The 24,093-nt window shown below is 57.6% G+C and carries 20 protein-coding genes, 1 tRNA gene and 2 pseudogenes; 13 read left to right on the top strand and 10 right to left on the bottom strand.

Features of this window, described 5'->3' with window-relative positions; all coding sequences use genetic code 11:
• Positions 1-822, bottom strand: a complete 822-nt coding sequence (locus ACMXYI_RS28775; RefSeq protein WP_415773994.1) for a c-type cytochrome — start codon at positions 820-822, stop codon at positions 1-3.
• 596 nt (positions 823-1,418) lie between these two features.
• Here ACMXYI_RS28775 and ACMXYI_RS28770 point away from each other — a divergent pair.
• The 3 genes from ACMXYI_RS28770 to ACMXYI_RS28760 all read left to right on the top strand — a co-directional run bounded on the left by ACMXYI_RS28770 (position 1,419) and on the right by ACMXYI_RS28760 (position 5,628).
• Positions 1,419-2,624 carry an acetyl-CoA C-acetyltransferase gene (locus ACMXYI_RS28770; protein WP_415770405.1) on the top strand — a complete coding sequence of 402 codons (1,206 nt, stop codon included), beginning with the start codon at positions 1,419-1,421 and terminating at the stop codon, positions 2,622-2,624.
• A gap of 32 nt (positions 2,625-2,656) precedes the next feature.
• Positions 2,657-4,801, top strand: a complete 2,145-nt coding sequence (locus ACMXYI_RS28765) for a 3-hydroxyacyl-CoA dehydrogenase NAD-binding domain-containing protein (protein WP_415770403.1) — start codon at positions 2,657-2,659, stop codon at positions 4,799-4,801.
• 95 nt (positions 4,802-4,896) lie between these two features.
• Positions 4,897-5,628, top strand: a complete 732-nt coding sequence (locus ACMXYI_RS28760) for an amidotransferase (protein ID WP_415770401.1) — start codon at positions 4,897-4,899, stop codon at positions 5,626-5,628.
• 50 nt (positions 5,629-5,678) lie between these two features.
• Here ACMXYI_RS28760 and ACMXYI_RS28755 read toward each other — a convergent pair whose 3' ends face one another.
• The 3 genes from ACMXYI_RS28755 to ACMXYI_RS28745 all read right to left on the bottom strand — a co-directional run bounded on the left by ACMXYI_RS28755 (position 5,679) and on the right by ACMXYI_RS28745 (position 8,439).
• Positions 5,679-6,650: a magnesium and cobalt transport protein CorA gene (locus tag ACMXYI_RS28755; protein ID WP_415770399.1), complete on the bottom strand. Its 972-nt coding sequence runs from the start codon at positions 6,648-6,650 to the stop codon at positions 5,679-5,681.
• Between the two features lie 162 nt (positions 6,651-6,812).
• Positions 6,813-7,535: a 1-acylglycerol-3-phosphate O-acyltransferase gene (locus ACMXYI_RS28750; protein WP_415770397.1), complete on the bottom strand. Its 723-nt coding sequence runs from the start codon at positions 7,533-7,535 to the stop codon at positions 6,813-6,815.
• A 214-nt stretch (positions 7,536-7,749) separates the two neighbouring features.
• Positions 7,750-8,439 carry a crotonase/enoyl-CoA hydratase family protein gene (locus tag ACMXYI_RS28745; protein ID WP_415770395.1) on the bottom strand — a complete coding sequence of 230 codons (690 nt, stop codon included), beginning with the start codon at positions 8,437-8,439 and terminating at the stop codon, positions 7,750-7,752.
• A 307-nt stretch (positions 8,440-8,746) separates the two neighbouring features.
• Between ACMXYI_RS28745 and ACMXYI_RS28740 the strand changes: the two genes are divergently transcribed.
• The 8 genes and pseudogenes from ACMXYI_RS28740 (at position 8,747) to ACMXYI_RS28705 (ending at position 12,675) form a co-directional block, all read left to right on the top strand.
• A tRNA-Ser gene (locus ACMXYI_RS28740) sits at positions 8,747-8,836 on the top strand.
• A gap of 328 nt (positions 8,837-9,164) precedes the next feature.
• Positions 9,165-9,347, top strand: coding sequence for a hypothetical protein (locus ACMXYI_RS28735; RefSeq protein WP_415770393.1), 183 nt, complete (start codon positions 9,165-9,167; stop codon positions 9,345-9,347).
• Positions 9,348-9,522: 175 nt separating this feature from the next.
• A pseudogene (locus ACMXYI_RS28730) lies at positions 9,523-10,035 on the top strand (serine hydrolase domain-containing protein); the annotation flags it as partial.
• 34 nt (positions 10,036-10,069) lie between these two features.
• On the top strand, positions 10,070-10,390 hold the full coding sequence (locus ACMXYI_RS28725) for a YbjQ family protein (RefSeq protein ID WP_095130296.1): 321 nt from the start codon (positions 10,070-10,072) through the stop codon (positions 10,388-10,390).
• 666 nt (positions 10,391-11,056) lie between these two features.
• Positions 11,057-11,428 carry a hypothetical protein gene (locus tag ACMXYI_RS28720; RefSeq protein ID WP_059404653.1) on the top strand — a complete coding sequence of 124 codons (372 nt, stop codon included), beginning with the start codon at positions 11,057-11,059 and terminating at the stop codon, positions 11,426-11,428.
• Positions 11,429-11,611: 183 nt separating this feature from the next.
• Complete coding sequence (locus ACMXYI_RS28715) at positions 11,612-12,040, top strand: glycine zipper domain-containing protein (RefSeq protein ID WP_415770391.1); 429 nt, start codon at positions 11,612-11,614, stop codon at positions 12,038-12,040.
• 127 nt (positions 12,041-12,167) lie between these two features.
• Positions 12,168-12,356 carry a hypothetical protein gene (locus tag ACMXYI_RS28710; RefSeq protein WP_046047922.1) on the top strand — a complete coding sequence of 63 codons (189 nt, stop codon included), beginning with the start codon at positions 12,168-12,170 and terminating at the stop codon, positions 12,354-12,356.
• A 106-nt stretch (positions 12,357-12,462) separates the two neighbouring features.
• Positions 12,463-12,675: a hypothetical protein gene (locus ACMXYI_RS28705; protein ID WP_415770389.1), complete on the top strand. Its 213-nt coding sequence runs from the start codon at positions 12,463-12,465 to the stop codon at positions 12,673-12,675.
• 578 nt (positions 12,676-13,253) lie between these two features.
• On the opposite strand, the gene ACMXYI_RS28700 is transcribed toward ACMXYI_RS28705, so the two are convergent.
• From ACMXYI_RS28700 to ACMXYI_RS28690, 3 genes are all read right to left on the bottom strand, one after another.
• Positions 13,254-13,649 carry a hypothetical protein gene (locus ACMXYI_RS28700; RefSeq protein ID WP_415770387.1) on the bottom strand — a complete coding sequence of 132 codons (396 nt, stop codon included), beginning with the start codon at positions 13,647-13,649 and terminating at the stop codon, positions 13,254-13,256.
• A gap of 219 nt (positions 13,650-13,868) precedes the next feature.
• Positions 13,869-14,261, bottom strand: coding sequence for a hypothetical protein (locus tag ACMXYI_RS28695; protein WP_415770385.1), 393 nt, complete (start codon positions 14,259-14,261; stop codon positions 13,869-13,871).
• Positions 14,262-14,263: 2 nt separating this feature from the next.
• On the bottom strand, positions 14,264-19,132 hold the full coding sequence (locus ACMXYI_RS28690; RefSeq protein WP_415770383.1) for an RHS repeat-associated core domain-containing protein: 4,869 nt from the start codon (positions 19,130-19,132) through the stop codon (positions 14,264-14,266).
• A 263-nt stretch (positions 19,133-19,395) separates the two neighbouring features.
• Here ACMXYI_RS28690 and ACMXYI_RS28685 point away from each other — a divergent pair, with 263 nt between their 5' ends.
• Positions 19,396-20,091: an HAD-IA family hydrolase gene (locus ACMXYI_RS28685; RefSeq protein WP_415759818.1), complete on the top strand. Its 696-nt coding sequence runs from the start codon at positions 19,396-19,398 to the stop codon at positions 20,089-20,091.
• A 70-nt stretch (positions 20,092-20,161) separates the two neighbouring features.
• Here the strand turns inward: ACMXYI_RS28685 and ACMXYI_RS28680 are convergent, their stop codons facing one another.
• Positions 20,162-20,908, bottom strand: coding sequence for a 3-oxoacyl-ACP reductase family protein (locus tag ACMXYI_RS28680; protein WP_008146002.1), 747 nt, complete (start codon positions 20,906-20,908; stop codon positions 20,162-20,164).
• Between the two features lie 125 nt (positions 20,909-21,033).
• Between ACMXYI_RS28680 and ACMXYI_RS28675 the strand changes: the two genes are divergently transcribed.
• Positions 21,034-21,957, top strand: a complete 924-nt coding sequence (locus tag ACMXYI_RS28675; RefSeq protein ID WP_415770381.1) for a LysR family transcriptional regulator — start codon at positions 21,034-21,036, stop codon at positions 21,955-21,957.
• Positions 21,958-22,089: 132 nt separating this feature from the next.
• Here the strand turns inward: ACMXYI_RS28675 and ACMXYI_RS28670 are convergent.
• Both ACMXYI_RS28670 and ACMXYI_RS28665 read right to left on the bottom strand, forming a co-directional pair.
• Positions 22,090-22,818 (bottom strand): annotated as a pseudogene (locus ACMXYI_RS28670) (aspartate/glutamate racemase family protein).
• Between the two features lie 56 nt (positions 22,819-22,874).
• Positions 22,875-24,029: a cytosine permease gene (locus ACMXYI_RS28665; RefSeq protein WP_415770379.1), complete on the bottom strand. Its 1,155-nt coding sequence runs from the start codon at positions 24,027-24,029 to the stop codon at positions 22,875-22,877.
• Positions 24,030-24,093 lie beyond the last annotated feature (64 nt).

Genomic DNA, 24,093 nt, shown 5'->3' with positions numbered 1-24,093 from the left:
CTAGGGTTTAACCTTGCGCCCAGCCATGTGCTTCAAATACCCCACCAACCTCTCCAGATCCCCTTCCGGCAACACCGTCGCCGAGAACCCGGGCATCTTCGCCTGTGGCCACTGGCGCAAGCTCTGCGGATCACGAATGTAGCGCTTGAGGAAATCCGCGCCGAAGTACTCGGTCGGGTTAAACGGAATATTCAGGTCCGGCCCAAACTGCGCATCCCCCGCGCCGTTCAATCGATGGCACGCCAGGCAATTCTTCTGAAACAGCGCAAAGCCCTTGTTCACCGGATCGTCAGCCTTCAACGCCGGGTCAGGCAGCAGGGCAGGGAAGCGCTCGGCCACCGGTGCCAAGCGTTTGATGCTCGCCACTTGAAAGGGCCATTGCTCGGGGCTGATATCTCCCGCCTGCGGATCGGTCCAGACCAGATAGAACGGCCCGGCGCCGGGTTTGCCTTCCGACAGCGGTGGCCACGGCTTGGCGGGTTCTTCAATCGCCAGCCACGCGCGCGCGCCCTTGGTATTAAGCAATGGCGCAGCCGACAGTTCTGCGGCAAAACCATCCAGGGCTACCGCCTGTAAATGGTCTTCAGGCTTGATGCCCGTCAACAACGCAGCCACCGGAACAGCGCGATAGCGCATGTCCTGTTTGTAGGAAACGTCGTTGCTGATGGTGATGGTCTGAGCCTGAGGATGCTTGAGCAATTCCTCGGTTTGCCAGGTGCGACTGCTCGCGCCGAGCTCAAGGTTCAGCTGTGCGGCAGACAGAGGCGTGCTGAGCAGCAAGGCCCCGAACAGAATGAGCGTTTTCAAGTGATCGCCGTCCATGTCGTGGAAGTGCCGCAAAGGTTGGCACACCCACGCTGGCCCGGGTAGCGAACCAGTCACATTTTTGGAGGGCGATATAAAACCTGGCGCCGTATTTTTTATTGACCGACTAGCCGATCACCTTGGTCAGGTTCGGCAAAATCAACAACAGCGTAGTGGCGAAAAGAATGAGCCCGGCTTGACGTACTTTCGATTGTTTGAACATGGCTTGACCGCCTTTATTGTTATTTCCTGATGCCTGCCTGCATTTCTCCATGACGGCAGAGCGTTGCACTTCCTGTTTGACGAGCGCCTCGGCAAAACCCGACGACAACTTCGTACAAGTTCACCTTAGAGCCCGCGTCACGCTTGGTTTAGATCCATTTCGTATGGACTTCGCATAAATTGCTCTTAAAAAGGCATGAGGCCTATTGCCAGCTTCTTGGGCGCCCGTTTGCTAGACAGCTTGGTGTCATGAATCGGTTAATCCGGTGGTTGCCTACCGTCCGTCTGAGCGTGACCGTCAACGTCTGTGAGCACTGCGGTCATTGAATCCAGGGCCGCTCGGCCTAAGGTGGGGACTCTGTATTTACTCCCCGCTCAGGTTCGAGGACGTCATGACCCAAGCTTTGATTTTCGACGCGTTACGCACGCCCCGCGGCAAAGGCAAGGCCAATGGCGCCTTGCACAGCGTCAAACCGGTGAACCTGATAGCCGGGCTGCTCACGGCGTTGCAACAGCGCACGTCTCTCGATACCAGTCAGGTCGACGATGTGGTACTTGGCTGCGTGACGCCCATCGGCGACCAGGGTTCCGACATCGCCAAAACCGCGACCCAGGTGGCGGATTGGGACGTCAGCGTGGCGGGTTTGCAGATCAACCGCTTCTGCGCCTCGGGACTGGAGGCGGTGAACCTCGGCGCGATGAAAGTGCGTTCCGGCTTCGAAGACCTGGTGGTGGTCGGTGGCGTCGAGTCCATGTCCCGCGTGCCGATGGGTAGCGATGGCGGCGCCTGGGCACAGGACCCGGAAACCAGTTTTCACAGCCATTTCGCCCCTCAAGGCGTGGGCGCTGATCTGATCGCCACGATCGAAGGCTTCAGCCGTCAAGACGTCGATGCCTATGCGCTGCACTCCCAACAAAAGGCTGCGCGGGCAAGGGCCGACGGTTCGTTCAATAAATCGCTGGTGCCGGTGCAGGACCAGAACGGCATTATCCTGCTCGATCACGATGAATTCATCCGCGCCGGATCGACCATGGAAGGCTTGGGCCAGCTCAAGCCGAGCTTCGAGATGATCGGGCAAATGGGCTTTGATGCCACCGCGCTTCGAGTCTTCAGCCATGTCGAGCGGATCAACCACGTGCACACGGCGGGTAACAGTTCCGGGATCGTCGATGGCGCGGCGCTGATGCTGATCGGCTCCGAAGCCAAGGGCCGGGCGCTGGGCTTGCAACCGCGGGCGCGGATCGTCGCCACGGCGGTCACCAGCACCGACCCGACCATCATGCTCACCGGCCCCGCGCCGGCCACTCGCAAGGCACTGGCCAAGGCCGGGCTGCGGGTTGAGGACATCGACTTGTTCGAGGTCAACGAAGCTTTCGCCTCGGTGGTGCTGAAATTCATCAAGGACATGGCGATCGACCCGGACAAGGTCAACGTCAACGGCGGCTCCATCGCCATGGGCCACCCGCTGGGTGCCACCGGCTGCGCAATCCTCGGCACGCTGCTCGATGAACTGGAAACCCGGCGCCTGCGCTATGGCCTCGCGACGCTGTGTGTCGGCGGCGGCATGGGCATCGCCACCATCATCGAACGCCTCTGAGCCCCGACCGACTTCAAGGAAGCACTTTCATCATGACTGAAGCCATTCGTTACGAAAAAGGTCAGGACCAGATCGTCGTCCTGACCATCGACATGCCGGGCCAGAGCGCCAACACCATGAACGCGCTCTACCGCGAAGCCATGGCCGCGTGTGTTGCCAGACTGGTTGCCGACAAAGACACCATCGCTGGCGTGATCATCACCTCAGCCAAGAAAACCTTCTTCGCTGGCGGCGACCTCAACGAACTGATCAAGGTCGGCAAGCCCGAAGCCAAAGCTTTCTATGACATGGTGCTGACGCTCAAAGGGCAACTGCGCACCCTGGAAACCCTCGGTAAACCGATGGTCGCCGCGATCAACGGCGCTGCGTTGGGCGGCGGTTGGGAAATCTGCCTGGCGTGTCATCACCGGGTTGCGCTGGACGATTCTTCGGTGCAACTCGGCTTGCCGGAAGTGACCCTCGGCCTGTTGCCGGGCGGCGGCGGGGTGGTGCGCATGGTGCGGATGCTTGGTATTGAAAACGCCTTGCCCTATCTGCTCGAAGGCAAAAAAGTCCGGCCGCAGCAGGCGTTGCGGGCAGGTTTGATTGATGAGTTGGCGGCGGATCGTGATGAACTGCTGGCCAAGGCTCGCGCCTGGATTATCGCCCATCCTTCAGCTGTGCAGCGCTGGGACGTGAAGGGTTACCAGATTCCCGGTGGTACGCCGTCGAACCCGAAAGTCGCGCAAATGCTAGCCATCACGCCGTCTATCCTGCGCAGCAAAACCCAGGGCTGCCTGCCCGCGCCAGAGAAAATCCTCTGCGCTGCAGTGGAAGGTGCTCAGGTGGATTTCGACACCGCGCACTTGATCGAAACCCGTTACTTCACCGAATTGACCACCGGCCAGGTGTCGAAAAACCTGATTGGCACGTTCTGGTTCCAGCTTAACGAAATCAATGCCGGCAGCTCGCGGCCCCAGGGCTTTGCACCTTACGTGACGCGTCGGGTGGGCGTACTGGGCGCAGGCATGATGGGCGCCGGAATTGCCTTTGTCAGCGCGTCGGCCGGCATCGATGTGGTGCTCAAGGACATCAATCTTGCTGCCGCGCAGAAGGGCAAGGCTCATTCGGCTGCGCTGCTGGACAAGAAGGTTGCGCGCGGCCAATTGAGTGCCGATCAGCGCGATGCAACGCTGGCGCGTATTCACCCCACCCAAAGCGATGCCGATCTGGCCGGTTGTGATCTGATCATTGAAGCGGTGTTTGAAGATCGCGATCTGAAAGCCAAGGTCTCTTCGGCGGCGCAAAAAGTCGTTGGCCCGGATGCGGTGATTGCGTCCAACACGTCGACCTTGCCAATCAGCGGCCTCGCGACCGCCGTGCCGGATCAGAGCAAGTTCATCGGCCTGCATTTCTTCAGCCCCGTGGAGAAAATGCCCTTGGTGGAAATCATCAAAGGCGCCCACACCAGCGACGAAACCCTGGCTCGCGGGTTCGATTTCGTCCTGCAAATCAAGAAAACCCCGATTGTGGTCAACGACAGTCGTGGTTTCTTCACTTCGCGGGTGTTCGGCACATTCACCAACGAAGGCATCGCCATGCTGGGCGAAGGCGTGAGCGCGCCGATGATCGAGACTGAAGCGCGCAAGGCCGGCATGCCGATCGGACCTCTGGCGATCTCCGACGAAGTTTCCCTCAGCCTGATGAGCCATATCCGTCAGCAAACCGCCAAAGACCTGCAAACAGAAGGGAAACCGCTGATTGAGCACCCGGCATTCGCCGTGATTGACTTGCTGCTCAACGAATACAAGCGTCCGGGCAAGGCTGCGGGTGGTGGTTTCTACGATTATCCGGCCCGTGGGCAGAAGCATCTGTGGCCGGAGCTGAAAAGCCGTTTCGAGAAGGCTGACGGGCAGATTTCGCCGAAGGACGTGCGTGATCGGCTGCTGTTCGTGCAAGCCATCGAAACGGTGCGCTGTGTGGAGGAGGGGGTGTTGACCTCGACGGCGGACGCCAACGTCGGCTCGATCTTCGGGATCGGCTTCGCCGCCTGGACCGGCGGCGCGCTGCAGTTCATCAATCAGTACGGCGTGAAAGATTTCGTCGCCCGCGCCCAGTACCTGGCGGATCAGTATGGCGAGCGATTCGCACCTCCTGCGCTATTGCTGGAGAAAGCTGCAAAAGGGGAGGCGTTCTAGGGGACGGGTGACGCATTCCGGGGCTTGCCTTGCCACTGTGTTTCAAGGCAGGCTCTGGGGTGTGCATTATTCCCATCACGTGTCAGGTATTTTTTATGTCGTTACGCATCTGCATTCTGGAAACCGACATCCTGCGTCCGGAACTGGTCGATCAATATCAGGGTTACGGGCAGATGTTCCAGCGTCTGTTTTCGCAGCAACCCATCGCTGCCGAGTTCACCGTGTACAACGTGATGCAGGGCGAATATCCCGGCGGTGAGCTGACCTTCGACGCCTATCTGGTCACTGGCAGCAAGGCCGATTCCTTCGGCACCGACCCGTGGATTGAAACCCTCAGGGCTTACCTGCTGACCCGATACGAGCGTGGCGACAAACTGCTGGGCGTGTGCTTCGGCCATCAACTGCTGGCGCTGCTGCTGGGCGGCAAGAGCGAACGTGCGACCCAAGGCTGGGGCGTCGGCACCCACAAGTACAAACTCGCCGCCAAGGCGCCGTGGATGAGCCCGGTGAGGGAAGAACTGACCTTGTTGATCAGCCATCAGGATCAGGTCACCGCGCTCCCGGAAAACGCCACGGTCATCGCTTCCAGCGATTTCTGCCCGTTCGCCGCGTACCACATCAACGATCAGGTGCTGTGCTTCCAGGGGCATCCGGAGTTCATTCACGATTACTCGCGCGCGCTGTTGGATATTCGTCAGGAAGCGCTGGGTGAGCAGATCTATTCGAAAGGTATGGCGAGCCTTGAGCACGACCATCACGGCACTACCGTTGCGGAGTGGATGATGCGGTTTGTGGCGCACAAGCCTGAAGCTGGATCGGTTCAATGAGCTGAAAAGTACCTGTGGTGAGGGGGCAAGCCCCTCGCCACAACAGCTCGTTAAAGCCAACCCGATTTCTTGAAACTCGCCCACAAACTTACGCACCCCACCGCAATAACTCCCAACACCCCGAAATATCCGTAATGCCAACTCAACTCCGGCATGTCCTGGAAGTTCATCCCGTATATCCCGGCCACTGCCGTCGGAAACGCCAGAATCGCTGCCCACGCCGCAAACTTGCGCTGCACCACGCTTTGGCGTGATGCCTCCAGCAACACCCCAACCTCAATGGTCTGGCTGGCAATGTCCGCCAGGGTCGTCAGGTCTTCCATCTGCCGCGTGACGTGGATCTGCACATCGCGAAAGTACGGGCGCATGTTCTTGTCGATGAACGGAAAGTTGAGCTTTTGCAGTTCCTCGCCAATCTCCACCATCGGCGCCGCATAACGACGCAAACGCAATACATCCCGGCGCAGGCTGTGGAGTTTTTGAATGTCGCGCTCGTTCAGGGAACTACACATGACGTTGCTTTCCAGCTCATCGATCTCTGCATGGATCGCTTCGCCCATGGGTTGGTAGTTTTCGATCACGAAGTCGAGGATGGCATAGAGTACGAAATCTTCCCCGTGCTCCAGCAACAGCGGACGCGCCTCACAGCGTTGTCGGACATGGGCGTAGGATGCCGAGTGACCATTGCGTGCGGTAATGATGTAACCCTTGCCGGCAAAGATGTGAGTCTCAATGAACTCCAGTTTGCCTTCATGCCGGATAGGCGAATACGTGACGATAAACAGTGCATCGCCGAAGGTTTCGAGTTTCGGTCGACTGTGTTTTTCCAGGGCGTCTTCGATGGCCAGTTCGTGCAGGTTGAACTGGCGTTGCAGGTTGAACAGCTCCTGAGCGTTCGGCTCTTCAAGGCCGATCCAGACAAAGTGGCCGGGCTTTGCAGCCCAGGCAGCGCCTTCGTCGAGGGTGATATTGGTGACTTTCTTACCGGCGCTATAAACCGCAGCAGCAACAACTCTACCCATGATAGTGATTCACTTCTTATTGGCAGCTTTCTATTAGCAAAGATGGCAGTGGCAGGCAGTCTCCAGCTTAGCCCTGTCTACTGCTTGAGAGTCAGTGAAATCTGCGGAGTTCGTAGGCAAAAGCTCGCGGGCAAAAGAAAACCCGCACAAGGCGGGTTTTTTTTACGCGGCTTGCAGTTGCCGATCCATCGAAGCGATGCACTCGCGCATCTGCTCGCGGCACTGGGCAATCAGCAGCGGCATGTCATCCAGGCTCAATCCAGCCGTAGGAATTGCCGGTAACGAGCGGATCAGAATCTTCCCACTGCGCCAACGGTTCAATCGCATGTGTTTAACGTAACTGCTGACGCACACAGGAACAATCGGCACGCCGGCGGCAATGGCCATTTGAAAGGCGCCTTTCTTGAACGGCAGCAACTCTTCGCCCAGGTTGCGCGTGCCTTCCGGGAAGACCCAGATCGACGTGTCTTCATTCTGCAGCGTGTGGGTAGTGGTCAGCATCGAATGGCGCGCTTTCTGCGCATTGCCACGATCGATCAGCACATTGCCCGCCAGCCAGAACAACTGACCAAACAGCGGCACCCACTTCAGACTCTTCTTGCCGATACACACGGTGCGGCGGGGCACCACGTTGCCGAACACAAACAGATCATAGTTGGACTGGTGGTTGGCGATGATCACGCAACTGTCGGGTTTGTCCATCAGCGGCCCGACGTCAGCCTTCACCCGCAGACGCAAAATGCACATCGCCGGCCATGCATAAAGACGCGCGCACAAACGGCTGTTGTCCGGATTAAATGGTCGGCACAGGCCGAGAATCACCCCAAGCACGCCGGCCAGAATAAAGTGCAAGCCCATCAATAACATACGAAACACAAACAGCATTTACAGGCCCCACCGGGACAAAAGGTGGCGCAGTGTACGGATGTGCACTGTTTTCGGCAATTGCCGCTATAGAGGTGGGAGATAGGCGATGTTTGAGCGCATGTTTCCGACTTATGGGTCAGACGCGATCTAGAGCGGTTGTAGGCTTTTCAACGGAGCGCGTAAGAAAAAGCCCGACACGACGGTCGGGCTTTTCGGTGCGGGACGTTTGGGTTTAAACCAAAAAATCCTGATCCTGGATGATCGCGTTGTCCAGCCTCTCCAGCAGCGCTTTGCGCACTTTGAGCTTGGTGTTCTTGTGAGCGGTCATGTTGATTTTCTTCAACTGACGAGCCGCCGCCAGCGCCGCGTCTTGCAACTCTTCGGCCGACACCACCAGGTCGAGGAAACCGGCATCCACGGCACTCTGCGGATTAAACATCTCGGCATTGATCACCGAACGGTGGAACGCCGACTTGCGCAGACGATCACGGGCCAGCTCGATACCGGCGTGGTGCATGGTCATGCCGATCTGCACTTCGTTCAGGCCAATGGTGAACGGGCCGTCGACACCAATGCGGTAATCCACCGACAACAGCAGGAACGCGCCCTTGGCCACCGCATGCCCAGGGCACGCCACGATCACGGGGAACGGGTGCGCCAACAGACGACGGGCCAGGGTCGAACCGGCGGTCACTAGCGCCACGGCTTCTTTAGGACCGGAGGTCATCACCTTCAAGTCATAACCGCCCGACAGCATCCCGGGCGTACCGGTAATGATCACCACCGCACGATCAGTCACCGCCTGATCCAGCGCGGCGTTAAACGCAGCAATCACGTCCGGAGAGATGGCATTGACCTTGCCATTGCTCAAGGTCAGGGTCGCGATACCGTCTTCGAGATGGTAGGAAATCAACTCACTCATGACGCTATTCCTTTCAATAAAGTAGGGCAGACGTTACCCACCGCCGCAGGCCAGGTAAAGCGCCGTGACTGACCGCCCAGTCACCCTTCCCCCGCCCGGCAAGCGTCGCCCGCCACACCGGCCGCGCATTCCCCTCTATATAGAGGAGGGCGCGAAGCCGGAGATTGGCGGGTTTGCCATGGCCCGGAAACCGCCAGAGCGACTGAAACGCTAAGCGCATGAAAATTCTGCAAAAAAAGTTTGCCATCAGAAAAGCTTTCGACTACATTAGCGCGCCTCGACAGACAGAACATGTTTGACGAGATACGGTGAAGTGTCCGAGTGGCTTAAGGAGCACGCCTGGAAAGTGTGTATACAAGAAATTGTATCGAGAGTTCGAATCTCTCCTTCACCGCCAAATTCGATGTAACCAAAACCCCTGATTTCGAAAGAAGTCAGGGGTTTTGTGGTTTCTGGCGTCGGGATTTCGTGGATGGCAATGTTATTGACCCAAGCCCATCGGCGAAGGCGCTTCCGAAATTCATGGAGGACGGGTGATAGGCATGTGGGAAGTAATGCTGGAAAGCCAGGTAGTTGGGTGCGTTCATAGGTTTCAGCACCTGACACGAGCCGTTTCGTGAGGGGTATTCGCTTTGCGCCTTTAGGGGGCAAAATGAATCAACGGCAAGGCACATGACGCGGCCGATTATCTGGAAGGACGAACGCACGTTATGCAGGAATTCACCATGGAACAGACCGAACTGGAAAAGGTTCACGTGGAGATCGTCAAGCTGATGGCTGAGCAGCGCAAGCTGAACGCCGAGGCCGGGAAGATGACCCGTGAAACTTTTTGGTATCCGGTGGCTGTGGCGACTGGGTTGATTGGCACGGTGGCCACTGTCACAACTGTGTTGGTCAAGCTGCTCTAACCTGTTGGACTGCCCAAACCCCTCGATTGGAATCGACACTATGCCTCACCCTCGCGCCGCTTCCCGCCGCATAGCTATTTCCCTCACCGCCGCGCTGATAAGTACCGTCTCTTTATTCGCCACTGCATCCACGAATAAAACTTTCCCCGATGCCATAGCCAGCGACCCCGCAAAACTAGGCTGGATCATCGCTCGAGCGACCGGTCGCAACGTCGCACAGTTGTTGTCGGAACGTATCTGGAGTCGTTTGGGTGCTGAGCAGGACGCCTATTTCACGGTGGACTCCATTGGCACCCCATTTGCCGGCGGCGGTTTGAACACCGGTTTGCGTGACCTGGCACGATTTGGCGAGATGTTGCGTAATGACGGCCAGTTCAACGGTCAGCAAATCGTGCCCAAAGCGGTGGTTGACGACCTCCGTCGCGGCGGCGACAAGCAGGCATTCGCCCAGGCGGGTTACGATTTGTTGAAGGGTTGGAGCTACCGTTCAATGTGGTGGGTGACCAACAAAGAGGGCGGAGCCTTCATGGCGCGCGGGGTCCATGGGCAGCGCATTTATGTCGACCCGAAAGCCGAAATGGTGATTGTTCGCTACGCCTCCCATCCGGTCGCCAGTAACTCGGCTAATGATCCGGTGACCTTGCCGGCGTTTGATGCGTTGGCTCAACACCTGTCCAGGTTGCCTTGAGTAATTACCCCCGGACCATGAAGAAGGAAATTGAATGATCACCACCACAACCCACACCATCGAAGGCCGACAAATCACCGCCTATCTGGACATCGTCAGTGCCGAGTCGGTGCAGGGTGTCAACGTGATCCGCGATATGTTCGCCGGGATGCGGGATTTTTTCGGTGGGCGCTCTCAGACATTGGAGCGGGCGTTGAAGGAAGCACGGATTCAGGCCACCGACGAGTTAAAGGAGCGGGCGCGGGCACTTCAAGCTGATGCGGTGGTGGGGCTTGATTATGAGATCAGCATGCCGGCCGGGAAGGGCGGGATGGTGGTGGTGTTTGTGACCGGGACGGCGGTCAAGTTGAGGTGAATGTGGTCACGAGTCCGTTCGTCGGGGACGCAATAATCTGAACTACAAGTCCGGTAATGACTGACTAGTCTCAAACGCGTTGAAGGTCGATATTTTTCAGGCAAATAGGGCTTGCCGGTGTCGACCCTTTTTTGAGAGGGGAAAGGTATGGCTGATTCGTATATCGAAGACGACGGGTCTGAGTTTCCGATCAACAATTGCGTGCAGTGTGGTCAAGCGGAGTATGTGTCTGGCTTTGGTGAAGACCGGACCCAGGTCGCCAAATTGAAATCCAAGGCGCCCCGAACCGAAAAGGCGAAATTCTTGCCCAAGAGGATGCCGTCTTCCAGGAAGTAACAGTAAACCGAACACCCCCCGCCATTGAGCGGGGTTTTTATTTTCACAAGGTCGGCTGTTGGGATTTGGACTACAGATGCACATCCCGCTGTTGGTGTTTTTTTTCACAAACTTTTCACACCTACCTACGTAGGCTCAACTCATCCGTTAGAAAGCAGTACCTGGCCCGTTCCCCAGCGGGCTTTTTTTTGCCTGTCATAAAACCTTTTCTAAAAACGCTGTCCAACCGTCGCCTATTGCGAGGTTGTACCCGTGCGTGTCTGGACTTTGTCTCCTCTAAAGCATTCAATCTCGTCCCTTTCGGTTACCCCCTTTTTTGAGGTTCTTGTCATGCGTTTAACACTGCCTGCTTTGGTTCTGGGGCTTTTGGTTGCTCAAGGTGCGATGGCTGCGGGTGATGGTACTGCCGCCATCGGTGGTGGTTTGGGTGGCGCGCTGGGTAATGTGGTCGGCCAGAGCATGGGTGGCAGCACCGGTGCCGCGATTGGTGCTGGTGTAGCGGGCGCGGCCGGCAGTGCTGTTGCAGCACGCAAAGGCAGCCGCACTAAAGCCGCCATTGGCGGTGGTGTTGGCGCGGCCGGTGGTTCGGTGATCGGTAACAGCCTGGGCGGCAAGACCGGTTCCACCATCGGCGCAGGCTTGGGCGGCGCATTGGGCGGCGGCGTCGGCAGCAACCTGGCCAAAGGTCACAAGCGTCACTGATCCTGATCGATCAGCTCAAAAAGCCCGGCTTGATGCCGGGCTTTTCGTATCTGGATATTTCTTCTTCACGCTCTTTGACTCTATCGTTGTCCAACGATCAGCGCTGGCGTGATGAAAAAGCTAGACTGACGCCATCCGTAACGCGTTCTCTTACCCCCGATACGGAATTTAGAGGTTCATATCATGCGTTTGACATTGTCCACGTTGGTTCTGGGACTTTTGGTCGCTCAAGGTGCAATGGCAGCCGGTGACGGCACCGCTGCAGTTGGCGGTGGTATTGGCGGTGCGCTAGGTAACGTGGTCGGCCAGCAAATGGGCGGCAGCACGGGTGCCGCGATTGGCGCCGGTGTAGGCGGCGCGGCAGGTAGCGCGGTCGGCGCGAACAAAGGCAGTCGCACAGAAGCGGCGATTGGTGGTGGTTTGGGGTCGGCTGGTGGCTCGGTGATCGGCAATAGCCTCGGCGGTTCTACCGGTTCGACCATTGGCGCAGGCCTGGGCGGCGCGGCGGGTGGGGCAGTCGGCAACAACTTGGGTAGCGACAGCGGCAGTTCGCACTCCGGTAACGGCCACAAGCATAAGCATAAAAATAAGCACAGAAACAAACATCACTGATTCTTCATTGAGTCACAGCAGAAACCCGGCCAAGCGCCGGGTTTTTCGTTTCTGGTGTAGGACTCTGGAACGTTTGGTCGTAGGCCGCCTCGAACTCCATACACCCTAGAACGTTGTGAGGCATGCCATGACTCCTGAAACCGAAGGCAAGGAAGAAAAAGGCCCAAGCGGGCTTCCGTTCATTAACGATCCAGGAAACGAAGACCCAGGCTCGTTGATGGATGACGCAACGGTGCCGCTCAATGATTCCGATGATGCGGGCGATGTCGGAAATATCGAGTTCGAAGACGAGGAAGAGGATGAGGACGAGGATTGATCCTGCTTTGCGATTCGACCGATCGTCTCTCTGATCGAACGCAATGCAGGGCGCAATCCTCGAAACTTCAGGGCCTGCTTTTTTCAGGCCCCACGAGAGGTGCCTTATGAACGCTGATCCGAAAGACTCCGACATCGACGATACCCCCGAATATCCGTTGCCTTCACCGACCGATCCCCTGAGTCGTGATCAACGTCCGCCTGATGACGACTCTGCTGTAGAGCAGTTGCCGTCTGATGAAGTGAAGCGCGGGGATGTTGAAGCTCACCCTGATGACCCGGACATTGCCGGTGAAGACGGCTCAAACGAACCGAGCTGAACATACGCGGTGGCGCAGCGCCGCTCGTCGATTGTGCGGCACCTTTAAAAAGCGATGGCTGCCAGAATTCAGGTACGCACCTTGTTAAAGGAGATACACCATGATCAGGTCCAAATTGACGACCCTGACGGTGATCGGCGTGTTGTTGGCCGCCTCAATGTCGGCGTTTGCTCAGTCCTCCGGCAACGATGCACCTGTGGATAAGGGCGGGATGCCGCCTTATTCTGAAATGAATGCGGGCTCAGCGGACGGGAATGCGTTGCCGCCAGGCACTATTAAGGGTGGGAATGGTGGTGATGCAAACGGAAGTAGCACCAGCCCGGAGAAGGGAAGCGGGGCGATGAGTGGTGGAGGTTCGAGTGGGAGCGGTTCTGGGAGTGGGTCTGGAGGATCCGGTAGTTCGGGTGGTTAAGTTGTTAGGTATCTCACTTTGAAGCCCAGCAAATTGCTGGGCTTTCGTGGCGCCAAGATGGATTTTGACCGCTGAGAATAATCCTTGTTGATTATATTTTGAGCGGCGGTTAGAGCGCTTAGCTCGATGCACATAATAAATAGCTCTGTTCCTTTGACTTTTTTGATTATTTCGTATTCAGCGATTGTATCCAGGTTTTATAAAATTCTTTCTGTTCTTCCAATGTTTGTGCAATATCATTTTCCTCGTAATTGAATATGTGAACTATGTCGTTGAATGTTGCGGATTTTCCCATTGTTAGTTCGTATGCGACGAATCCACCACTCATTTGAGAGCACATTGTGGATGGGGTTACATTAAGTTTTGAACCTTTGCATAGAAATTTTATATGTGGAAGATCATGTCTGATTTTTGCTAGGCATAAGTAGAGATCTTCGCCTTCATATTTTTTACGGAAACCATTTTTCATTGTGAAGGTTATAAATATTTTCGCAGCATCATATTGCAGTTGTGCCTGCTCCTTATGGCCGTCAACGACTATGGATAATTTTGTGGTTTCCATTTTATCTCCTGCTTGGGTTTGGCGTGGAGTAGTTCAACGAGTTTTTCTGAATCACCAGTCCAGGCCAAGCTTCTGAAAGTGCCATTCTTATCTTCTTTCCTCACGGTTTACCTCCCGCTGGATAGAATGAGGTGATCAGATCGTTCTTTGGTCACGTGCCATTTAACGCCATCAATGACCTTTTTGTGTTGGGTGATTTTAGGCAGATATAAGCCGGATTTATTCTGTCAGTGACTCAATCCATCGCTTGTAGTAATCCCTTTGTTGTTGAATATCCTGTGTGATTTCGTTTTCTTCATAGTCGAAAATATTTACAATATCTTCCGATTCAGCGGGTTTTCCCATGTGTAGTTCATATGCCACTACCCCAGCAGACATTTGCGATGACATGCGTGATGGGTAAACGTTGAGTTTAGCCCCTTTGCATAAAAATTTTGTTTCTGGAAAATCGGCTCGTAATAGTCCAAGGCATACGTAAAGATCATGGGCTGTATATGTTTTTCTTAAGCCGTTTTCTAATATGTAAGTTAAGGTCCGGTTTTGTCGATCGCATTCGATAGCGACGTTCTGAGTGACTCCGTGGGCGTTGATAGATATTTCTATTATTTTCATGATTACTTCCTACGCGGGTTAGGGGTTGAGTAGCCCTTATAGCTACCATCGGCGTTGACGGGGGTAACGCCGAGGATGTCGTGGCTGTCTATTCCTCCTGGAAATGCAATTTCAACCTCCTTGCGGTGAGGCGAAAGCATGCCAAGCCTTTTATTCACATCTATTCCGCGAATGTTTTTTATTACATAGACGAAGCCATCATCAAAACCATATCCCGTTGCAAACTTTATGGCCTCTTTTTCCGAGGTTGAAGTGCTGACAAAAAAACTGGGAGGGCTTCGATTATCCAAGGCATGTAAGTAGAGATCCATACTGTCTCCCAAGGGCTCAAACCCCGTTTCGAAAATCTCCCAGTCTTCCCGGGAGTCTCCGCGGTACAAGTACCGATTTTTTGGTTTTGTGGATGGAGCGCCGGGCTCCCCCTCATTAACTCCCAACTTCCCCGCCGGATCCTCATCCCCAAACGACGGCTTCTTACACCCATCCCCACCCGGACACTCACTCAACCCCAGCGGATCTACCCACCCCGTCGGGTTCCGCGTGTACTGATACCCGTTTAACCCACCCGCCAACCTACTCGGATCCGGCGTCAAATACCGTCCAACATCCGGATTGTAGTAGCGATGCCGGTTGTAATGCAGGCCCGTCTCCGCATCGAAATACTGCCCCTGAAACCTCAACGGCTGATCAAGCACCTGATGAGTGTCGCGGTTGAGGCGAGTCAGGCGGCCATAGGCTGTGTATCGGGCGGCCCAGATGATGTCGCCGCTGTAGTCGGTGAGTTCTTGCGGTGTGCCGAGGTGGTCGAGCTGGTAGTAGAACGGGCAGGCCTGGTGTGGGCCTTTGCCGTCGAGCATGGCGAGCGGACGGAAAGTGCCGGGTTCGTAGAGGTAGCTTCGGTAATGCTCGCGGCTGCTTTCGGCGATGAGGTGGTCGCCTTGCCAGAAGAACTCGGTGGTGTTGCCGTCGACGGTTTTGCTGATGCGGCGGCCGAAGGCGTCGTAGCGATAGCTGGAGCAACGGCCGTCCGGGGTTGTGACGCCGATCAAGCGGTGCTGGCAGTCGTAGCGGTACTCGGTGACGAGTTTTTGCCCGGTGCCACGGCGCTCGCGGATCAGGTTGCCAAAGGAGTCGTAGTCGTAATGGCGGTCGCCTTGCATGAGCAGGCGATTGCCTTTGACGGTGGACGGACCGGGACGATCCTGCATCAGCAGGTTGCCCGCCGGGTCGTGGGCGAAGCTTTCCGGTTGTTGATCGCGGGAGTGGCGGACGCGGATCAGGCGGTCGAGTGGATCGTATTGGTAGCTGCGTTGGCCGTGTCGCGTGTCGGCAATGTAGTCGAGGTTGCCGTTGGTGCTGTAGGCATAGTCGCGGCGATACAGCGGTTGGAGGTGTTGGCTGACAGCGTGGGCTTTCAGACGGCCCTGGTTGTCATATTGGTAGTCACTGAGCAACAGGCCTTGTTGGCGGTTTAGTTCGCGCCCGGCGAAGAATGTATGCGACGTCAGTCGGGTGCCGTTGAGGTCGATGGCCGTCAGCGCGCCACCCTTGGCGTGGTGGTAGTCGAGTTTGCTGTTGTCCGGTAGGCGTAGGCGATTCAGCTGACCACAGGCGTCATAGCCGTAGCGCAACGTGCCCCAGCCTTGGTGCTCGGTGATCAGGCGGTCTTGCTGGTCGTACTCGAATTCCAGCGGATGGTCGTAGCCATCGTCGACGCTGACCAGCCGGCCGAGGCTGTCGTAGCGGTATTCAACCTTGATGCCGTCGGGCAGGGTTTTGACCAGCAACCGCCCGGCTGAGTCCCGCTGATAAGCCGTCACCAGCTGCGAATCGTCCTCGCCGAACTCGGTTTTCTCCAGCAGCTGGCCGTTGAGGTCGTAGGTGTACGCCGTGCGTTGGCCGTCGAAGCCGGTTTCCTGTCGGATCAAGCCATTAGGCGTGTAGTCCAGGAAATATTTTTCACCGGATTCGTTTTCGATTTCCGTGAGTAACAGCTGGGCGTTGTCGTAGCGGTACTTCAGCTCGGTGCCGTCGGCATTGATCCGGCGGCTGACCAGGTGCAGGTCGTCGACGTATTCGTAGCGGGTGACGCGGCCCAGCTCATCGCGGTCGGCGGTGATCTTGCCGTAGGCGTTGTAGCTGAACGCGCGGCTGGCGCCTGTGGGAAGCGTCGTCTGGATCAGTCGGCCAACGGCATCCCATTGGTACTTCGTGACGGCGTCGTGTTCATCCTGACGGGTAATCTGCCGGCCCAACGCCTCGTAGGAAAACCGCCGCTGGCCACCGTCCGGCAAGGTCTCTTCGAGCAGTTGTCCCAAGGCGTTCCAGACGAAGACATGCCGACTGGTGTCCGGGTAACGGATCGACAGCAGCTGACCTTTTTCATCGTAGTGATAGTGGGTGACATGACCGTCAGGATCGGTCGCCTCGGTGACGTCGCCTTGCGCATTGCGCAGATATTTCCAGACGGCTTTGCCGCGAAACCGTGCGTGCAGGAAACCGTTGCGATATTCGTAGGCCGTCGGCTCGTCTTCCGGCGGAATCAGCGCAACCAACCGTCCGATTTCGTCGTAACGGTATTCGGTTACGGCGCCTAACGGGTCTTGCTCGGCAATCAGCCGACCGTTGTCGTCGTAAGCCTTGAGGTGTTCGCCGCCGTCCAGCTCGACCTTGCGCACCATCCGCGCCCGGTCGTCGTGCTCGTAAATCTCTTCGCTACCGTCGGCGTTTTTAACCAGCACACTGCCGTTGTCATCCCAGACATAACGCGTGTCCATCTGCGAAAAAGTCGCCCAATGCCGCACGCACCGGGCCGCTTTACCAGCACGTTCCCACTCCCAGTAGAAACTTGCTCCGCCGGCCAACTGCCGCTGCAGGATCACGTGCTGATCGTCGTAGTCGTAGCGTTCGCTTTCGCCGGCGGCATTGGTCGCTTCGATCAAGCGATGACGAGCGTCGTAGCGGTAGGCAACCAGTGTTTGCTCGGTACGCCAGGAATCTTCCAGGGTGTCGGCCGGATGAAAATGCTGATACTCGACGGCGACCATGTGCCGGCGCTCATAGCGCAACAGAAGGGAACGCCCTGCGCCGTTATCGAGGCGCTTGATCCTGTCAGAAGTGTCCCGGTGCACCGTCAGCCGATTGCCGTAGGCATCGCTGATAGCCGTCAGACGTCCTGCACGAAAATGGAAAAAACGCGATTTTTCGCCAGCCAGGACGAGGATCAGTTCTTCGGGCTCGTCACCTAGATAAATCGCAGCCCGCGACAGGCTGTTGTGAATCGACGGGCGCTCGATATTCGGTTGCGGAAAGGTCGTACGACGGTTTTCGTGGTCGATCCAGATGACGGTGTCGCCATCGATTTCCAGGTGATGCGCGAGGGAGTGACTCCAGCCGAAGCCGAGCCCGCAATCGATCTCCACCGCACTGGTGCGGTAGAGCCGGGTGAAATCGAATGGCAGGATCCCGTCCAGTGAACCATCGGTCAGGGTGAGCAGTTCTTCGCCCGTGACCATCGATACCGGACAGCCATTGGTACAGGTCAGCGGTCCGCAATCGGCGCTGTCACCGTTGGGGTTTTTCGCTTGATCCGGGGCATCGTCGCGATGTTCCTGCCTGCCAATCCTGGTCATGGCCTCGGATTTGTCGCGAGCAATGGCCACCGGATTCTTCACCAACAAAACCGGCGCAACACCCGCGGTGATTTGCAACGACACGGCGGGCGCAGGTTTGATCGGTGCATTCCGGGCGTTGACCATCAGCGGTTTGAGCGCGCCAGCGTGGGCTGTCAGGTCGGACCTGGCGGTGAGCTCAGCCAATCGCAAACTGGCGGCCGCCAGCCATTGCCGGGTCTGCGGGGACTTGATCCTGGACAGCACCTTCTCACTCAGACGCAATTCCAGTCCCGCAGGACCGGTAAGGCACATGAGCAGGAAACTGATCAATATCTCCGTACGAATTTCCGCCAGAACCTCGGCGATGTACTGCGGCGGCAGCATCCTCAGCCAACTGGTGAACGCCGCGAGATGAATGAACATCAACGGCTCGTCGCTCAGCATCAGCAACACCTTGGCGATGGACTCCGCCGAAGCGTTCAGCAGCGTTTCAAGCTCGGATTGGGTCAGGTATTCCAGGAGTTTTTCGCTGTTGGCCTGCAGGTCCGCGATCAGGGCATAAATCTGCTTCACGTCATCCCACAAACCGTTCAGCGAGTTCTCGAAGCCGCGCCAATCGGCTTGTTGCAGCATGCCGTAGCGCTTGATGAAACCGGCCTGTGAGAAACCGGCCCACGATGGCTCGAACTCGGTCGTCCATTCGTTGCGCAACCAGCGTTCCAGCTCACCGATGACGCCCTGATAGGAGGCGTAAAGTGCTTTGACGTGATCAGCGGATACATCGGGAAAGAACGTGATGCGATAACGCTGGCCGCGCGGGCAATCGGGGATTTCCAGGATGCCGCTGGGGCCGATCTCGTCGTAGATCGGCTCGCCAAACGTCTGTACACCCGCCACATCGGAAATCAAAGGTTCAAGCATCACCGGCGTATTGCCGATCGGCACGAAACGCGCTGCCTCAAACATATGCACCAGGGTCAACGGACCACTGGCCGGGCACGCGGCGACTGTCGCACTGACAGGCGTGGTCGAATACTTCGGCGCGCTTAGACGGACTTCATTGCCGACCTTGAACACTTGCTCGACATCCAGGGCCTTGCCGGTCCAGAAACTTTCAGCCCAGGCGTCGTAGTCATTCAGGCACAGTCGAAAGTCATCGAGCAGTGCTTCGACATTCGGCTGGTCAGGGTCCATGGCGGCGACCACCAGCAGCCCGATGGTGTTGTTCAAGGCCAGGACCTTGTCAGGTACGAACATTCGCAGTCCCTCGCGCGGATCAATTCAGAGCGCGAGACTTTGCGTGGGATCGGCGGGGAAAGAAGTCGGGAAAGTAAGTGTTTGGTGTAGGGGAAATCGCTAAATGACGAAGAGCACTTTGGCGCAGGTTTTAGTACCGTTCAGGCATTGCCCGTTGCCCTATGCCTGCCGCGCTCGCTATGCTGCTGAATCCTTTAATCGATCGCGGACCCGGCCGTACCTGAGCCGCCTCTGGGATGTCATTAGAAAACGGATCAGATGCGATGAATGCACCACTGAATGAATTCGGCCCGATCAAGGCCGTGATATTCGATATGGACGGCTTGTTGCTGGACACCGAGGGCATTTACACCGAAGTCACGTCCATGATTGCCGCGCGTTACGGTCGGGTCTTCGACTGGAGCGTCAAACAGAACATCATCGGCCGTGGCGCGGGTGATCTGGCGCGTTATGTGGTCAAGGCGCTGGACCTGCCGATTACCGCCGAAGAGTTCCTGGTGATCCGCGAACCACTGATGCGCGAGCGTTTTCCTACAGCACTGGCGATGCCTGGCGCACAGGAGCTGGTTCGGCATCTGAAGGCCAATAACATTCCGATCGCGGTGGGCACCAGCTCTTCGCGTCAGTCGTTCGGCCAGAAAACCACCTTGCACCGCGACTGGTTCGCGCTGTTCGATTTCATCGTGACGGCTGACGATCCGGAAGTCGGCGCAGCCAAACCGGCGCCGGACATTTTCCTCACGGCGGCGCGGCGCTTGGGTGTTGCGCCTGAGGATTGCCTGGTGTTCGAGGATTCGCCGTTCGGTGTCACGGCGGCGAAAGCGGCGGGGATGACCGCGATTGCGATCCCGGATGCGGCGATGGCTGATGAAAAATACGCACACGCCGACGGCATTCTTCGTACGCTGAAAGCGTTCAAACCGAGCGCTTGCGGTTTGCCAGCCCTCGAATGGGCTTAAAGCTGCGTACATGAAAACGCTGGCAACCTGATCAGGGTTGCCGGCGTTTTTTTATGCGTGAGTCAGAACATCAGGCGCCGAAACCACCGTCGATGGTCAGGCTGGCACCGGTGATGTAGCCGGCTTCGGGACCGACGAGGTAGGCGACGAAGCTGGCGATTTCTTCCGCTTTGCCGTAACGACCCACCGCCATCAACGGGATCAGGCTTTCGGCGAAGTCACCACTGGCCGGGTTCATGTCAGTGTCGACCGGGCCCGGCTGCACGTTGTTGATGGTGATGCCGCGCGGGCCGAGGTCGCGAGCCAGGCCTTTGGTCAGGCCGACCAGCGCCGACTTGCTCATGGCGTACGGGCCACCACCGGCGAAGGGCATGCGGTCGGCGTTGGTGCTGCCGATGTTGATGATGCGACCGCCTTCGGTCATGTGTTTGGCGGCGGCCTGGGTGGCGATGAATACGCTGCGCACGTTGATCGCGAGGGTCTGGTCGAAGTCTTCGAGTTTGAAGTCTTCCAAGGGGGCAACGGCCAGCACGCCAGCGTTGTTGACCAGAATGTCCAGGCGACCAAAGGCTTTTACAGTGGCGGTCACCGCGTTGCGGATGGCCTCGGCATCGGCGCTGTCAGCCTTGATCGCGAGGGCTTTGCCGCCGTTGCCGGTGATGCTGTTTTGCAATTCTTCGGCTTTGGCCGTGGAGCTGACGTAGGTGAAGGCGACTGTCGCGCCTTCAGCAGCCAGGCGTTTGACAATGGCGGCACCGATACCGCGGGATCCGCCTTGAATCAAAGCCACTTTGCCGCTGAGGTTCTGAGTAGTCATATCGATCTCCAAAGTCCCGAGGCGAGATGTCTCGGTTGATGGAGCCTAGTATCGATTCAGGATTACCGGCTGTGTAGACGGTAATTGCGATAGTCTGTGTAAACCAAAAGTTTATAGTGGCGCTTATGGAAACCTTCAGCAGTATCGAATGCTTCGTGCGCAGTGCCGAGGTCGGCAGCTTCGCCGAAGCCGCGCGCCGTCTGAGTCTGACCCCGGCGGCGGTGGGCAAGAGTGTTGCCAAACTTGAGGCGCGACTGGGTGTGCGGCTGTTTCAGCGCAGCACTCGCAGCTTGACACTCACTGAAGCGGGTCATCGGTTTCTCGGCGAAGTGAGTTCCAGTCTTCACACGATCCAGAATGCCGTGGCCAATCTGGCCAGCGCCGAGGGGCTACCAGCGGGGACGTTGAAGGTCAGCATGGGCACGGTTTTCGGGCGTTTGTACATTGTGCCGTTGCTCGGGGAGTTTCTGCGGCGCTTTCCGGCGATCAACCCGGACTGGCACTTCGATAATCGTCAGGTCGATCTGATTGCTCAGGGTTTCGATGCGGCGATTGGTGGGGGATTCGAGCTGCCGCAGGGGGTGGTGGCACGCAAGCTGACACCGGCCCATCGGGTGCTGGTCGCGTCAGCTGACTACCTTGCGAGGCGTGAGGTGATTGCCGAGCCCGACGATCTGAAGCATCACGATGGCATCCTGATTCGATCGCCACAGACGGGGCGTGTGCGTTCCTGGCAATTGACCAGTCGCACCCAGCAACACAGCCCGCTGACGCTCAAGACGCGGATGACCATGAGTGATTCGGAGGCGGCCTGCGCCACGGCCGCCCAAGGGTTGGGCATTGCGCTGGTGAGCATGCCGTTTGCCGTGGGCTATCTGGAGGCCGGGACCTTGCAGCGGGTGTTGCCGGACTGGTTTGTCGACGATGGCAACATTTCGATCTATTACGCGGAGCACAAACTGCTGCCCGGCAAGACCCGGGCGTTTGTGGATTTCATCATTGAGCAGTTTGCGGAGCAGGGGTTGGGGCAGCGGTTTAGTGCGCTCTGAGCCAGCTTCAAAACCGAGGCGCGGCCATCGCGAGCAAGCTCGGCTCCCACAGGTTTTGCGTCGTTTACATAATTGTGGAACCGCGCATAACCTGTGGGAGCCGAGCTTGCTCGCGATGAACGATAACGCGGTCTACCTGCCAAAACGCCCCGGCCAGCCAATAATTTTCTTCGGCCGCGGCGTCGCATAAGTCCGCACTTTGGAAGTGGACAACCCCAACCGCACCAACGACTCGGCAATCGTCACCGCCGCCGTCACTCCATCCACCACCGGCACGCCAGTGCGCTGACGAATCTGTTCATCCAGCCCGGCCATGCCGCCGCAGCCCAGGCAAATCACCTCGGCCTTGTCCTCAAGCACGGCCAATTCCGCCTGACGAATAATTGCCTCCAGTGCACGCTCAGGATCGGATTCCAGTTCCAGCACCGCCAAACCACTGGCCCGCACCGATGCGCAACGGTCCCAGAGTCCGGACAGTTTGAGGCGATCCTCGATCAGTGGGACGGTGCGGTCCAGCGTGGTGACCACCGAGTAAGCATGGCCGAGGAACATGGCGGTGCTGGCTGCCGCATCGGTGATGTCCACCACCGGCACGTTGAGCAACTCCTGCAAGCCTTCGCGGCCGTGTTCGCCGTAACCGGCCTGGATCACGGCATCGAAGGGTTGGTCGTAGGACATCACCCGATCCATCACCGCGATAGCGGCCAGATAACTTTCGAAATTGCCTTCGATGGAGTCAGCACCGAAGTAGGGCGTCAGGCCGATGATTTCTGTTCCCTGCGCGGCCACGGCCTAAGCCGAACGTGCGATGGCCTGGGTGATGGATTCGGTGGTGTTGACGTTGACCACGAGAATTCGCATGTGAAGTCCTTATAGCGGGTGGTTCTGCGGCCCTACGGTGCCGGGCCGCCAGGGGATTAATGGCTGACGTTATCGACGGCGATGGTTTCGCCGCTGACGTCTGCGTAGTGGGGCTGCCGTTTGGCGATGATCAGGTAGAGCATCCCGGCAATCCCGGCACCAATCAGCCAGGAGAAGGGCGATACGCTGTCGAAGCCCGGTACCAGTGCCAGGACAATGGCGATCAACGCTGCAGGAATGAACGCCGCGACGGCGCGTAAATTGACTCCGCGGCTGTAGTAATAAGCGCCGTTGGGGTCTTCGCTGTACAACTGCGGCACGTTGACCTGACCTTTTCGTACGAGCCAGTAGTCGACCATGATCACGCCGTACAACGGGCCGAGCAGGGCGCCGAGGCCGGACAGGAAATACACGATCACCAACGGGCTATTGTAGAGGTTCCACGGCAGGATCAGCACCGCGATGGTCGCGCTGATCAGGCCGGCACGGCGGAATGTCAGGTATTTGGGCGCCAGGTTGCTCAGCACGAAGGCCGGGGCGACGAAATTGGCCATGATGTTCACCGCCACGGTGACGATCAGGAAGGCCAGGCAACCGAGCACCAGAAAGAAGGTGTTGGGAATCGAAGCAATGATCTCGGTCGGGCTTTCGATAATCCGGCCATTGATCTGAAATTGCGCGCCGCAGAGCAGAACGGTGATGCTGGCGAACACCAGAATATTTACCGGCAGGCCCCAGAAATTGCCGACCTTGATGGTCTTGCGGCACGGCGAAGAACGGGCGAAGTCGCAGAAGTTGAGGATCAGCGTGCCGTAGATCGACAGCCACAACGCCCCCCCGGCAAAGATGTTGCGCCACATCTCGCCGCCGGTGAGCGGCTCGCGGATCGACCAGGCGATGGTCGCGTTGGCCTGAAAGTACATCCACGCGGCGAGGGCGGCGACGGTCAACAGAATCACTGGCCCGGCGAATGCCTCGTAGCGCCGCACCATCTCCATGCCATAGGCGAGGATCGCCAGTTGCACGAACCAGATCGCCACGAAGCACACCCAGCCCAGGCTACCTTCGGCCTTGGTCGGCGCCAGATCCTTATTGTGCAGGCGAGGGCTGAGTACGACAGGTTCTTGAAACGTTTGGTCGTGAGGGGTTGAGGTGGGTGGGAAGGAGGGCAGATCCAGCGCGATGTTGTTATTGGAGAGGCTAGTACGCATTCCGGCAGGCTCCGAGCTTGGCGTCGCGATGACTGTGCATGAGCGTTGGCTCGACAAATCTTCG

The sequence above is a fragment of the Pseudomonas lyxosi genome (assembly GCF_047758685.1).
GTDB classification, from domain to species: domain Bacteria; phylum Pseudomonadota; class Gammaproteobacteria; order Pseudomonadales; family Pseudomonadaceae; genus Aquipseudomonas; species Aquipseudomonas lyxosi.
The sequence above is the reverse complement of the archived record's forward strand: the minus strand, read 5'-3'. Positions and strand labels throughout refer to the sequence as shown.